Source organism: Brotaphodocola sp. (genome assembly GCF_050873365.1).
In the GTDB taxonomy this organism is placed as follows: domain Bacteria; phylum Bacillota; class Clostridia; order Lachnospirales; family Lachnospiraceae; genus Brotaphodocola.
On record NZ_JBNMIQ010000031.1, the window covers coordinates 26,063 to 39,876 of the forward strand.

The following is a 13,814-nucleotide window of genomic DNA, read 5'->3' on the forward strand; positions in this document are numbered from 1 at the left end:
AGATCGATTTCATTTTTCCTTTTTTCGTACAAAATTTTCGTACAAAAATAAAACCACAAACCTGTAAAAGGAATCTGATCTCTTGCGATTTTGATAGAATCTTATCTTACCTCTCTGTTTCGGTTATCCGACAGTTGTTTTGCAGTTGCCCGCATATTTTGCCGAATATACACGCCCGAAACGGCATGGGAGAGCACCCGCCGAATTTTCGATATTCTCTCCACCTCGTTAACCCTACATACAGAAGATGATTGATATGATCATCCATTCACGAACCTGTACAGGGTGCTTGGCGCTTAGCTTTGCTATTTGACTTCTGTTCCTCCTTCTCACAGATCTGCCCCTTATTATACTAGAAGTCCCTCCTTTCGTCAAATGTTTCACCAGTCAAAATGAGGCTTCCTGCGATTTTTTATGAGTTTTTCATGAGATCTTCAAGAAATCTTAAAAAATTTCTTAAAGGATTGTCTCTGTATTTCCAGTTTTTTCTATGCTACAATAATATATCGAAAAATCAGAAACCAGGTGCTTAGTGGAATGAAAATAGACAAAAGAAAAATATACTCCATGATCGGGGCGATGTCCCGCATGGCGATTGCAGATCGAAGAAAATATGCGGCAGCGGGATTGATGCTGATGTTTGGGTGTGGAACGGCCGTACTCGGTCATTTCTGCCCGATGTATCAGCCCGAACCCGTTGTGGAGGAGGTGCTTGCCACAGAGGCAGAAACAGATTGGGAGACCGAGGAAGATACGCTCGCTTCGACGGAGATCGTTGAGGAAGATGCCGGCTGGCAGCCGGTCGTGGACGAGCTCAACCTTGCTCATTATTTTCCGGATGGTGCGGACCAGACACAGATCACGCAGAGTCTGGCAGGACAGATCTTTAAGACGTTGATGACTCATGATGAGAACTGGATCAGCCAGATTTATGACATGTCGGACGTCACCCCGGCGCAGATGGCGCAGAAACTCGGAAAACCTCAGAGTTCGATTATGGGAAAATATAACCCTGAGGACAGCAGACAGAACAAAGACGATCCGTCCACCTGGACGATCAATTCGTTTAAAAACATCCGCATGACGGCGACGGATGGCGATGGGAATGCGATTACCCCGTACTCCAATGTTCGGGAGATCATGTCGATGGCAAACCTTTATACCTATTATAAAGGCGTCACGGATTATGATCTCTTTCTTTCCTATGCGAAGGCGCTCTGGGATCAGTCTCATTCCTACACGGTCAGCCTCTCCGATGTCTATTATTGTAATGGATGTATCGGAGAAGACGCACAGTTGAGACAGAAGGAAGAACTGGAAAAAGAGGCGAAAAAGGAAGAGAGCGGAATTTCCTATGAGGAGGCCTTTCTTGGAGCGGAGAAAGAGGCGGAGAGTGAGGAAGAAGAAGCCGGAGCTGTGTCGGGAGAAAATCTCGTCGATACACAGGCTGCTTCTGGCTCTACCTCTATGATTGTCTCAAACAAGACTTCTGCGCAGAGAGCTTCTGAGGAGGCATCCCGCGCAGAGTCAAAGCAGGCGGCCTATGAGTCTTCTGTTGCAGAGCAGGAGGCGAGTCGGGCAGCGGAAGCGACAACAGCTGGAATGATTGTTTCCAGCAAAAAGGCATCTTGGCAGACGTCTGCCGATCAGGACACGACATCTTCATCCAGTACTTCGTCCAGTAAATCTGGCTCTGAGAGTTCTTCTGGTTCCTCTAATTTAGATTCCTCGAATGGATCAGGAGTTGCAGGCAATCATTCAGGAAATACAGAAAATGGGACGTCGACAACGGAGTCTTTGGCAACGATGACGGCAACGGAATCGGATGCTGTTCCTGTTGTGGCAGAAGCTCAGACTCAGGCTCAATCTCATGAAGTTGCATCTGATTCGAAGTCAAAGAGCACAAAGTCAGGAAGTACTCAGACACATGCGACAAGTGAAAAAAACACTTCCACAGCTTCTTCCTCCTCGTCATCCTATTGCCCTGGTCATGTGGATCTGATCATCCATATGAAGATTACCGGACTCAATGAGAAAAATCAGAATTTATTTGCGAAAGATTCGATCGGAAATGATCCTGCGAACCTCGGAGATCCAGAGACGGAGTGGCGTGGATGGGATGAAACAGCGATGAGTGCTGTGCGTTCCCTTGCCTCGCAGGATTGGTTTGAGAAATATGGATTGACGGTTTCTGCAATTTCAGGAAGAAACGCGCTGACGAGTGCGGAAATCGAGGCATACATGGCACAGCTTCCAGCAGGCTTATCCGATGAGCGTCTTCGTATCATCCGTTTTGCGCTGAATTCTGTCGGAAAAGTTCCTTACTATTGGGGTGGAAAGGCATCTGCGCCAAATTATGCCGGAAACAGTTTTGGAGTTCTGACAAGTGCCGATTATAAGGGACGAGTTTTAAAAGGACTTGATTGTTCTGGTTGGATCGGATGGGTATATTGGTCTGTAACCGGAAAACGGCTTCCTTACGAGAGCACATCGGGACTTGCCGCTACCGGAACGAGCATCAGTCGAGATCAGTTAAAGCCGGGAGACATTATTATCCGCACCGGAACGGACGCCCATGTGATCATGTTCCTCGGATGGACTTCGGATGGAAGAATTCAGTGTATTCACGAGAGCAGTGCTTCTGTAAACAACGTAACTGTTGCCGTCCGCGATGCGAACTGGCCGTACTATCGCCGATTGATCAATGATTAAGAACGAGTTAATAATTAAATAGTTAATAATTAAATATTGATGTGATGAATTCGTTTTTAAACGCCTGAACTTTTGAACTTTGAAAAGGGATTAAAACGTGTTAGAATAGCAAGTGCCTTATGCAGAAAACAAAAAGAATCAAGACAAAGAAAATTGGAGAAAAAATTGGGAGGAAATCAGAATGGAATACGGAGATGACAGACAACCGTATGAAGAAGACGAACTTGATCGAATGCGAAGACGAAACCAGAATCGCGGGCATCGATCCTCGTCTCGCAGATCTTCGACCGGGGAGATAAGAGATCGTGATTATGAGTCAAAAAGAGTTAACCGAACATATGATCGATATGACGATGAAGACACACCCAGAAGCCGAAGTCGCTCAAATCGTTCAAAAGATTATTCCGGGAGCGGGAACAGCGGAAGACGTCGCCGGAGGAAGAAGAAGGGAAATGGCATCTTAACCGTACTTCTGATTGCTCTGCTTTTGTTCATTGGCTATCAGGGCGTTTCGATGTTTCGCGGTGGCGGATACTGGACAATCGCTGTGTTCGGCGTCGATTCCCGTGATGGAAACCTCGGAAGAGGCGCACTCTCGGATGTCGAGATGCTGTGTAGCATCAATAAGAAGACCGGCGAAATTCGTCTGGCATCCGTTTTCCGCGACAGTTATTTGAGAATTGACTCGGATAATGACTATGACAAGATCAATGAAGCGTACTTTAAGGGTGGTCATGAGCAGGCGGTATCCGCTCTGGAATCGAATCTTGATCTTTCAATTGATGATTATGCGACGTTTAACTGGAAAGCCGTTGTCGATGGAATCAACATTCTTGGCGGTGTTGATCTGGAGATCACAGATAAGGAATTTGCTTATATCAACTCGTTTATCACAGAGACCGTAAATTCTACGGGTATCGGATCGGTTCAGCTTGAGCACAGCGGAATGAATCATCTCGATGGTGTCCAGGCTGTCGCTTATGCAAGACTTCGTCTGATGGATACGGATTTTAACCGTACAGAACGCCAGAGAAAGGTACTCGGTCTTGCGATGGAGAAGGCAAAACATGCAGATGGCAAGACACTGAAAAATCTGGCATCCGCGATCTATCCGGAGATTTCGACAAGCATTGGTTTGAATGATCTGCTCACGCTTGCGCGCGGGGCAAAGAAGTATTATATCGGGCAGACTTCCGGTTTCCCGTTCTCTCATCAGGAAATGAAGATCGGAAAAAAGGCCTGCGTCATTCCGACGACTCTGGAAAGCAACGTGATCCAGCTTCACAGTTTCCTGTATGACGATGAAAACTTTACTCCGTCTGCGACTGTTCAGACAATCAGCAATCACATTGCGGAAAAGACCGGTCTCGGTCAGCCTGGAAAGGATACGGAATCCGGAAAGAATATTGGTGCAGAGGGAAATACCGGTGAGAATTCTGGTTCTTCCAAAAAGAAGAATTCGGAGACTCCGGCAGAGACTGCAAATGATGCTGGAAACGGAAACAATCAGGGTGCAGAAGCTAGTTCTGAGAACGCGGAGAATACCGAAAATGCTGAGAATAATGCCAATGCATCGGTGGAGACTTCCGGTTCTTCTGTTTCTTCCACGATTGAAGCCTTAGAGCCTTCCAACGAGGAGAAGAACAATGGCAAGGAGGAGACGAAATCCGCCGTTGTCGCTTCTCCAAGCCCGGGAAATACGGACAGCGTGACCGGGCCTGGTGCAAAGAAAGAGAGCACTTCTGAGACTCCGGGAAATGCGAAAGAGACAAATGCGATTCTGGAAGCTCCGGGACAAGCCTCCGGAAATACGTCAGATGGTCCGGCAGGAGCGGAAAATGGCGGACCGGGTGTCCAGAGTCCACAATAAAGAAAAAAATATATGTTTTTGTTCGAGAGCCAGATGGGACAGAGAATGTCCTATCTGGCTCTCTTTTTGACGGACCAAATTATCTGTATTTATCTATATATATGTCTATGTACTGTTTTCTTGTGATCCATTTATCCATTGACAATAGTATGATTTCATACTATAATGACGCAATAGTACGAATTCATACTATGCTATCTATAAACAATGTTTTTTCCAATTTAACTAAATATTGGCAATCATTATCCATTATCACATTAGATTGCATTGGGTTTGGGTACGAAGAGAAGAGAGGGGGAAAAAGAAAAATGAATCTTGAAAAAGATAAGAATCTTTATGAACGAATCTACCAGATCAACTGTCTGACGGAGGAAGTGGATTCTCTGTATCATCAGGCTGGAGTGAGACTGGGCGTATCAGACAGCGTTCTGTTTATTTTATATATGCTTTATATAAAAGGCGGGAGCTGTCTTCTTTATGAGGTTTACAAGCTGTCCGGGATCAGCAAACAGACGATTAATTCCGCAATCCGTAAGCTGGAACAGGATGATATCGTATATCTGGAAAATCACAATGGAAAATCTAAGATTGTTTGCCTGACGGAAGCGGGGAAGGATTATGCGGAGCGCACCGCAAAAAAACTGTTTGAAGCGGAATGCACGGCATTTGAGGAGTGGAGCAAAGAGGAGCTGGATCTCTATTTTCACTTGATTGAGAAGCACAATGCCTCCCTTCGGAAACAGATTGAACGGCTATGATGAAATTGATGGAATGCATTCATTTCGCATTTTATTTTCGCCTTTTTAACTTGAAACTATTTTTGATTTTGAAATTTAATACTATTTAGAAGTTTTATTTTTACAGGAGAACAAAGATTTTATGAAAAAACAACTCATTCAACTTTCGGATCATTTTGGATATCGCCGATTGATCCGATTTACCATTCCATCTATTCTGATGATGATTTTTACATCGATCTATGGTGTCGTAGATGGATTTTTCGTGTCTAATTTCGTTGGAAAGACGTCATTTGCAGCGGTCAATTTCATCATGCCGTTTTTGATGGTCGTCGGAGCAATGGGATTTATGTTTGGAACCGGTGGAAGTGCGCTGATTGCAAAAACAATGGGAGAGGGACATAAAGAAAAGGCTCAGGAAATCTTTTCCCTTCTGGTATGTGCAACCGCTGTCTGTGGCGTAATCATTTCCACTCTCAGTATTCTTTTCTTAAAACACATCGTTACATTTCTCGGCGCAAGCGGAGAGTTGCTCGAAGACTGCGTAACTTATGGAAGAGTTATTCTGGTTGCATTGCCGTTTCTTATGTTGCAGTATGCGTTTGCCAGTCTCTCTGTCACAGCTGAGAAGCCCAAGCTTGGATTGGTTGTAACGGTTACGGCTGGAATCCTCAATATCATCGGGGATGCGCTCTTCATGGCGGTATTCCGGTGGGGAATTGTCGGTGCAGCCCTTGCCTCTGCACTTGGACAGATTGTGGGTGGAATTATCCCACTTCTGTATTTTACAGGAAAGAGCAATTCAAGCACTTTGCGAATCAGCAAACCGAAATGGAACGGCAAAGCCCTCGCCCGCGCCTGCACGAATGGTGTCTCTGAGCTTATGAGCAATATTTCGATGTCGATTGTCGGAATGCTCTATAACGCCCAGTTAATGAAATATGCCGGTGAAGATGGTGTGGCAGCCTACGGAACAATTATGTATGTAGATTTCATCTTTCTGGCAGTTTTCATTGGTTATGCGACAGGCGTTGCGCCGATCATCAGCTATCACTATGGCGCTGGAAACTCAAAGGAGTTGAAAAATCTGCTGAAACGGAGTGTTATTATGATTCTGACAGCCTCCGGTATGATGCTTTTGCTGTCAGAGCTGATGGCGACACCGCTTGCAAGTATCTTTGTCGGCTATGACGAGAAACTTCTGGAAATGACCGTGCACGGCTTTTCAATTTATGCGATTTCTTTCCTGTTCTCCGGTTTCTGTATTTTTGGCTCTGCCTTTTTTACAGCGCTTGGAGATGGTCTGACTTCCGCTGTGATATCATTTTTGAGAACATTGGTATTTGAGAGCAGTGCGGTTCTTATCTTGCCGATGATCTTGGGACTCAATGGTATCTGGGGCGCAATCATTGTCGCTGAGACAATGGCAACGACGGTAACGTTGATCTTCCTTGTTGCAAAACGCAAGCGATATCGGTATGTCTAAAAATATATACTAATATTCTGCCATTCTAACAGATACGTAAACAAGAATAGGTTGCTGAATTACCTATATAAGAATTGAATACGACAAGCGTTAGTTTAATGAAATGTATGTTTTTTCGTTACTAACGCTTTTTCTTATCCTTGCTTTTTTGTTGTACATCTATTGCGTACAAGATTTCAATATGATAAACTACTCGTGTTGGAGTCAAGCTAAAAAGAAATACAATTTGTAAGGGGGGTATAATCTCTGTAAGAGAAATGAGAATGAAAAAGAAACTTTTAATAGGAATTGCAATAGCCATCTTAGCTGTATCTGGTGTTTGTGGATATAAGCAAATAAATAAAATACGTCAAATAAGTCAACTTCAAAATGAGATTAATGAAGTTTTACAGTATGAAAATAATACTTTAACTGAGTTACAGAACATAGAATCTTTATATAATGAATATCCTGAAAAATTGCAGCAAAAAGTATCAAATATTGAAGAAGTAAAATATAGAGAAGCGAAGGTATTAACCAAAGAAAAGGAATATGAATTAGCTTATCAAAAATATGAAGAAATTATTGGATATGAAAATTCTGTGAATTTACAGAATGAACTTTGTTATAACTGGGCAAGATCTTTACAAAAAAATAATGAACTTGATAAAGCAGTTGCTGTTGCAAAGAAAATTCCAAAAGAAAAATCTGAGAATATTAGTGAATTATTGTTCCAATTAATTTGCTTAGAATATGATCCATATATTACCCAAAAAGATTATGAGAAAACTCTTGAAGCCTTTGATGTAATGTCACAATATGGTTTTCCTGAAGAATCTTATTATGAATATGCAAAATATTTAAAAAATAAGATTCCTGCGATTATGATAGATGATATATGGATATTATATTCAAGAAAAAATATAAATTTAGAAAATTTGTATATAATAGATACTGGTGAAAATATATGTGATTTAAAATCGATAGACGAAAACACATTAAATGTTAATATTAAAAGAAATTTTGAAAATGTAAATTCAGGGAATTATTATGCTAAATTTAAGGAAGCAACGGCACCATATAGTAATACTATTTATTTATATTATGAAATTGATAAAAAAATGGAAATAGCGATACCTCTTAATTATCAAGAAGAAGCATATGTTACGTTTTGGGGGACTAAAAAGAAGATTAAATTAGGTAATCAATCATTTGCTAAATCTGTTGAGAATGGAACATCTCAATCTCTAGTATTGAATGCTGAAAATTCTGTGCCAACAATAGGAATGTCAGCTGATGAAGTAAGACATACATCTTGGGGAAGTCCAGAAACGATTAACAAAACTACATATTCATGGGGCATTCAAGAACAGTGGGTATATCCAAATAATAATTATGTATATTTGGAAAATGGTATTGTAACGGCTATACAAGAACAGCAATAAAACTTTTTCTTATATCAATAGCTGGGAAATTGTTTTTTTATTTTCCAGCTATTAAAAAATATGTAAAAAGGGTTTTATAATAATCAAAAAAGGTTGAAAAGCATGTCGTCTATAGATTTTAAAGAAAAACGGATAGAGTATATAAATAATTGGCCAAATTCAGAGCCGTTTGAAATTGAAAAAAAGTATTTCTTACTTATTGAAAAAACAAAACAAAAAAGAGGAACGATCTTTAAGCCTTTTCAGTTGGTACGAAATGATGATGTGATATACAATAAAACTGTTTCGTTTATAATAGAAGCATTAGATCAACTTGATAAATATCCCAATTTTTCTTATGAATTTTTATTTAAAGCATATGATTGCTTTTTAAACAAATATTATCCATCAAATTTAAATATTACAGATAAAAATAAGAAATTATGTGACAATGAGTGGAAAAAGATAATAGATTCAAATTTATCTTTAAAAATTAGTATTAAAAAATTATTAGCTGTTATACCAGTAAAGGCATGCCAATATTTATATATTAGAATAACAGATCATACTGGTGATAATCAACCATACAAAAGAGTATCAACAGGCGTAAGTGGTGGTCTTACAAATTCTTCAATAAAGAGAAGAGAAATACTGGATGCAATAGAAACAAAATGTGGTGTTGATTATGATAATTATGCAAATTCAATACGAAAAGCTAGTTTGTTATATCGTTACATATTAACAAATGACACCGTGGTTATTGATAAATCATATGAGATTACAATAGATGATAAATTAAATATTCTAATGTCTGGATTTCTTTATACCTTAAGAAACGATATTATGCATGGATCAAATATTGCTATAACCAAAAGTAGCAAAACAACATTGGGAACATATGCTATTGATTATTATGCATTTCTTCTTTTATATAATTTACTAATTATACTGATTATTAATTTTTTTCCAAATGATTATTCAATAGACACATACAATCAATTAGCTGATAATATTATTGAAAATCTAGATATCTATGTAGAAATGTTTGGAAAACATATTAAAAATTAAGGGATTATCTTTGTTGGATATGATAAGTTTTGTGGATGTTCGATTGCTGAGACAATGATAATGCCGGTGATGATGTTTTTCCTTGTCACTAAGTGCAAGCAGTACTGGTATGCTTAATAAGATAAAGGGAAATAAAAGAATTAGGCGGTGAAATTTTTTTCACCGCTTAATTGCGTCTGTTGGTCTGTTGATGGATGGTATCTAATTTCCGATTTGTAAGATTTGTATATATCGATAAAACAAATGATTGACACAAAATAATGGGAGTGATACGATGGCGATTGTCAATGATTACTTTATAAATATTATCAAACAAATTTTTAAGCAAATTTCCAAGCAAAGCAGGAGCGGTTGTTTATGAAAGAGAGATTGCATCATTTCGTATTCGTTTTACGGGCAGTACTGGTTATTGCCGGAGGAATTTCTATTTTTTTCAATCAGGCGAGCTATAATCCTGAGTTTTCGGTGATGGATGCAATCAGCGGAGCTACGAAAAAATCGCGTCACAATCGCGAGAATAATAAGAAAGACGATGTGAGCAATGAAGAGAGTGATGAAGAACTGTCAATATGGAAGTATACAAGAGAGGATCTTGCTTTGTCCGAAGACCTCGATATAAATTGTGTAGAAGAGACTATCACCATCGTCGGGAAGTCTTACACGGTATTAATAAATACGCGGAATACAGGAAATTTAAAGAATATATCCAGTCTTGAAGAAAATGTGGGTACTGGAAATATGGATACCGCGGATGCTCTTGTGCTTTTTTCGAATACGGAAAGCGAAGAGTATCAGAATGCGGTTCAAACGGTATCTGAATATCTGGAAAATCAAGGATACCCTATTCGAATAAAAGAATGCAACGAAATGATGATGTTGTCTTTTGTGCATGCAGGGCATTTTGATTTATTTCTTATGAGTGAGGAGGTGGCAGAGTGAGAAAATGGAATCATATTCTCGCCAGAATCATTCTGATTTTATTTTTGCTTCATGCTCTTATGGGGAGTCTGATCTTACTTGGATTCAGTACGATTTCCTTTTTCCCGCTTTCCTGGTTTCTACTTGCTGTCGTTATCATTCATGGGATTTTAGGACTTCTATCTACTTTTCCGGCAGTGCGAACCGGATGGAAAACGGGGCATTGGTATTTTAAGCAGAACCTCACCTTTTGGATAAAAAGAATCTCTGGTCTTTCTGTTTTGTTATTGCTTATTTTTCATGTAACTGCATATACAACAAGTGTAAATGGAAGATTTTTCTTGAGAGAATTCACACGCTGCCGAATGGTATTGCAGATTTTCTTTATACTTTCTATTTTTATTCATCTCGCAGTGAGCATAAAACCGATGCTGATTACAAAGGGAACGGTGAAATTCAAAGAAAGAACGATGGATTGGATGCTGATATTATCAACCATGATGCTCTTTTTTACAGTGGCAGTGATTCTCTATTACATAAAATGGCAGATGTAAAAAGATAAGGTAGTCGTGGTAATCGTAGATAATAGTGGGGAATCGCAATAAGTATACGAAGATACGAGAATGAAAAAATGACAGAAATGAATGATAGAAATAATAGAAACCAAAGAAACAGAATGATCATCATCGGGGCTGGAGTTGCGGGATTAAGTGCAACGCTTGAACTTGCAAGAAATGGAGTGACATCCATTCTTGTGTCAGATATGCCTTCTGAGAGGGCACAGTCGGTAATGGCAGAAGGTGGGATAAATGCGTCAGGTAATGTAGGCAATGTCAAGACCGATTCTCCAGAACTTCATGCAGAGGAAACGATGAAAGCAGGACGGTACCTTGCAGATTATAATGCTGTGAGCCAAATGACCGCCACTGCGCCGGAGATTATCAAAGCACTATTTTCTGCCGGAATGGCATTTACGCTCAATGAAGATGGAAAACCAGATGTTAGGGCATTTGGAGGGCAGTCGGTAAAACGGACTTTTTTTGCTGGAACAAATACCGGAAAACAATTGATGTATGTTTTGATTGATCAAGTTCGCAGGTATGAGGCAGAGGGACTTGTTGAACGTTATACGGGATGGATGTTTCTAAAATTGTTGCATGATTGTAATCAGGTGTATGGTTGCGTATTGGAACACCCGATAACGCGGGAAAGGAAAGTTCTATACGGCAAGATTTTGATCGCTTCCGGTGGACTCAATGGAATGTTCGGCAACGCTACCGGTTCCGTCAGAAATACGGGAGCGGTAACTGCAAATCTCTTTGCATCTGGAGTGAAGTTTGCGAATGGCGAATTCATCCAGTATCACCCGACAACGGTAACTCTGCATGGGAAGAATATGCTGATCAGCGAGGCGGTTCGCGGAGAGGGTGGAAGATTGTATGTTTTGGAACATGCAAAGCCTGTTTATTTTATGGAAGAGAAATATCCGGAACTTGGAAATCTGATGCCGAGAGATGTGATTGCAAGGGAAGAATGGTTGCAAATCGAGCAGGGAAAACAGGTTTATTTGGATATGAGCCATCTTGACAAGGAAGTCTATGAAAAGCGGTTGAAGGGTGTTGTTGAGGATTGTATCCATTTTCTTGACCTTGATCCGAGAAAGGAGCCGATCCCTGTGACACCCGGAATTCATTATTTTATGGGTGGGATATGGGTAGATGCAAATCATCGCACATCCATGAGGAATCTTTATGCAGCGGGAGAATGTGCTTGCCAGTACCATGGAGCAAACCGTTTAGGCGGAAATTCTCTTTTGGGAGCATTATATGGCGGATCTATCTCTGCAAAGTCAGCAATGGAAGACAATGAATGCAATGACGGTCAGGCAAATCTGGCAGATGATGCAAACGTTCCAAACATACATTCGGTCAAAGATTCCTTTAAAGATAAAGAGCAGATCGCAGGCAGTTACATGGAAAACTGGAAACATCTGCAAAATATCATGAAAACTGGGCTTGGGATTATTCGCAGTGAGAAGACCATACAGAGTGCGTTGAGTGAATTGAATAACCTGAGCGAGAAAATTGGACAGGAATATGACCCTACCGCCACAGAGGCAGAAAACCAGGCACTCGTAGATTGCTGTTTGCTCGGAAAAGCAATGATGTTGTGCGCATTGGAGCGGAAAGAGAGCCGTGGCGCGCATAATCGAAGTGATTATCCCCTCGAGTCTGAAGAATACCAGAAACAAACGATCGCAGAATGGATTGACGGAAAAATTTCGATTCATTTCCAAAAGGCAGGTGAATAAAATGACGATAGAAATTTCCGTAAAAAGGCAAAATGGAAGAGAAGAAAAGCCCTATATCCAGAAGTTCTCTTATACAGGGGACGGAAATCTGACAGTCGCAGACTGGCTGACAGAGGTAAACCAGAAGGAAACAAAGGCGGATCGAATTGCATGGGAATGTGGATGCCTTGAAAAAAAGTGCGGTGCCTGTGCGATGGTAATCAACGGATATCCCTCGCTTGCGTGCAGTATATTTTTGAAAAATGCCGGAAAACGTGGAAAAATCACCTTGGAACCGTTTCACAAATTTCCTCTCATTAAAGATCTCATTGTCGATCGAAGCACTATCTTTGACACGATGAAACAAATGAAAATATGGATGAGCGAGAAAAATTTATCCGATTATTCTTGGAATCGCGATCTTCAGTATAAAGCCGGACAATGTCTACAATGTGGTTGTTGCCTTGAAGTTTGTCCTAATTTTCTGGCTGGAAAAGGATTTGCAGGAGCTTCTGCAATGGTAGAGGCATATCGCGCAATTGAGCAAAATGACTGGGATGATCACAGAGATGAGATGAAAAAAGAATACCGGAAGCGTTTCTTTAACTATTGCGGACAGTCATTTTCCTGCCAATCCGTCTGCCCACAGAAATTGCCATTGGAGGAGATACAGGCAAGAGCAAATGGTCATTGATTATGGATCATGGGATGGTATGATTGTGTAAGTTGATTATGCAAATTGCGCCATAAAAAGTTTATCCATTATTCAATCAAGAAAACATTAACATTATGGAAAGATGAGGATATTTGTATGCATGTTGGTGGGTTGCTTGTTGGAGTGTTCACGTTTCTGATCATAGGGGCGTTTCACGGAGTTGTTGTAAAAACAGAGTATTATTTCAGCAAACGCGTCTGGCCGATATTTTTGATTCTGGGAGCGATTTTTCTGACATTGTCTTTATTGATTAGAGATACCGCGCTCGGAAGTATTGTTGCCGTACTTGGTGTCACTTTTCTTTGGAGCATCAAAAAACTCTTTGAGCAGGAGCGACGTGTTCAGAAAGGCTGGTTTCCGAAAAATCCGAATCGGAAGAAGCGATAAAAATGGTAACGCTGGGGAATGAATTTAAAAGTGAAATACAAAAATGCAAAAACCGTGAGTTATTGTCATGGTTTTTTAATACGCAGAAATATAGGTTCTATACTGAATGTTGGGGTGTGTTGAAAAACATACTTCCAACATTCTTTTTGTTGTAATAAAATACATCTATAAGAAGCCTCCCAAATCATTTTACCGACCAAAGTTTAATGTTACGGAGGTGACCCCTTA

At 40.4% G+C, this 13,814-nt stretch carries 11 protein-coding genes; all 11 read left to right on the forward strand.

Annotation, left to right across the window (positions count from 1 at the left end; translation table 11 throughout):
- Window positions 1-537: 537 nt before the first annotated feature.
- Window positions 538-2,712, forward strand: coding sequence for a C40 family peptidase (locus ACR0QT_RS12310; RefSeq protein ID WP_432631010.1), 2,175 nt, complete (start codon window positions 538-540; stop codon window positions 2,710-2,712).
- A gap of 181 nt (window positions 2,713-2,893) precedes the next feature.
- A complete protein-coding gene (locus ACR0QT_RS12315; RefSeq protein ID WP_432631011.1) occupies window positions 2,894-4,582 on the forward strand; it encodes an LCP family protein in 1,689 nt (562 codons plus the stop codon).
- 308 nt (window positions 4,583-4,890) lie between these two features.
- A complete protein-coding gene (locus tag ACR0QT_RS12320; RefSeq protein ID WP_432631012.1) occupies window positions 4,891-5,340 on the forward strand; it encodes a MarR family winged helix-turn-helix transcriptional regulator in 450 nt (149 codons plus the stop codon).
- Window positions 5,341-5,461: 121 nt separating this feature from the next.
- Entirely contained in the window at window positions 5,462-6,805 is a 1,344-nt protein-coding gene (locus ACR0QT_RS12325) for an MATE family efflux transporter (protein ID WP_432631013.1), read from the forward strand.
- Between the two features lie 263 nt (window positions 6,806-7,068).
- Window positions 7,069-8,229 (forward strand): hypothetical protein, encoded by a 1,161-nt coding sequence (locus ACR0QT_RS12330; RefSeq protein WP_432631014.1) that lies wholly within the window; start codon window positions 7,069-7,071, stop codon window positions 8,227-8,229.
- A gap of 102 nt (window positions 8,230-8,331) precedes the next feature.
- The gene (locus tag ACR0QT_RS12335) at window positions 8,332-9,276 is read left to right on the forward strand and encodes a hypothetical protein (RefSeq protein WP_432631015.1); all 945 of its coding nucleotides are present in this window, start codon (window positions 8,332-8,334) and stop codon (window positions 9,274-9,276) included.
- 357 nt (window positions 9,277-9,633) lie between these two features.
- The gene (locus ACR0QT_RS12340; RefSeq protein WP_432631016.1) at window positions 9,634-10,215 is read left to right on the forward strand and encodes a hypothetical protein; all 582 of its coding nucleotides are present in this window, start codon (window positions 9,634-9,636) and stop codon (window positions 10,213-10,215) included.
- Window positions 10,212-10,748: a pilus assembly protein PilX gene (locus ACR0QT_RS12345; protein WP_432631017.1), complete on the forward strand. Its 537-nt coding sequence runs from the start codon at window positions 10,212-10,214 to the stop codon at window positions 10,746-10,748. Before ACR0QT_RS12340 ends, ACR0QT_RS12345 begins: the two co-directional genes overlap by 4 nt.
- Window positions 10,749-10,825: 77 nt before the next feature.
- Complete coding sequence (locus ACR0QT_RS12350) at window positions 10,826-12,505, forward strand: FAD-binding protein (protein ID WP_432631018.1); 1,680 nt, start codon at window positions 10,826-10,828, stop codon at window positions 12,503-12,505.
- Window position 12,506: 1 nt separating this feature from the next.
- Entirely contained in the window at window positions 12,507-13,178 is a 672-nt protein-coding gene (locus ACR0QT_RS12355) for a succinate dehydrogenase/fumarate reductase iron-sulfur subunit (RefSeq protein ID WP_432631019.1), read from the forward strand.
- 117 nt (window positions 13,179-13,295) lie between these two features.
- A complete protein-coding gene (locus ACR0QT_RS12360; RefSeq protein WP_432631020.1) occupies window positions 13,296-13,586 on the forward strand; it encodes a DUF4491 family protein in 291 nt (96 codons plus the stop codon).
- The last annotated feature ends 228 nt before the right edge of the window (window positions 13,587-13,814 follow it).

What these genes read in the sequence shown, in the direction of transcription:
- ACR0QT_RS12310 (WP_432631010.1), top strand. Translation starts at nt 538, where the DNA reads ATGAAAATAGACAAAAGAAAAATATACTCCATGATCGGGGCGATGTCC.
- ACR0QT_RS12315 (WP_432631011.1), top strand. Translation starts at nt 2,894, where the DNA reads ATGGAATACGGAGATGACAGACAACCGTATGAAGAAGACGAACTTGAT.
- ACR0QT_RS12320 (WP_432631012.1), top strand. Translation starts at nt 4,891, where the DNA reads ATGAATCTTGAAAAAGATAAGAATCTTTATGAACGAATCTACCAGATC.
- ACR0QT_RS12325 (WP_432631013.1), top strand. Translation starts at nt 5,462, where the DNA reads ATGAAAAAACAACTCATTCAACTTTCGGATCATTTTGGATATCGCCGA.
- ACR0QT_RS12330 (WP_432631014.1), top strand. Translation starts at nt 7,069, where the DNA reads ATGAAAAAGAAACTTTTAATAGGAATTGCAATAGCCATCTTAGCTGTA.
- ACR0QT_RS12335 (WP_432631015.1), top strand. Translation starts at nt 8,332, where the DNA reads ATGTCGTCTATAGATTTTAAAGAAAAACGGATAGAGTATATAAATAAT.
- ACR0QT_RS12340 (WP_432631016.1), top strand. Translation starts at nt 9,634, where the DNA reads ATGAAAGAGAGATTGCATCATTTCGTATTCGTTTTACGGGCAGTACTG.
- ACR0QT_RS12350 (WP_432631018.1), top strand. Translation starts at nt 10,826, where the DNA reads ATGACAGAAATGAATGATAGAAATAATAGAAACCAAAGAAACAGAATG.
- ACR0QT_RS12355 (WP_432631019.1), top strand. Translation starts at nt 12,507, where the DNA reads ATGACGATAGAAATTTCCGTAAAAAGGCAAAATGGAAGAGAAGAAAAG.
- ACR0QT_RS12360 (WP_432631020.1), top strand. Translation starts at nt 13,296, where the DNA reads ATGCATGTTGGTGGGTTGCTTGTTGGAGTGTTCACGTTTCTGATCATA.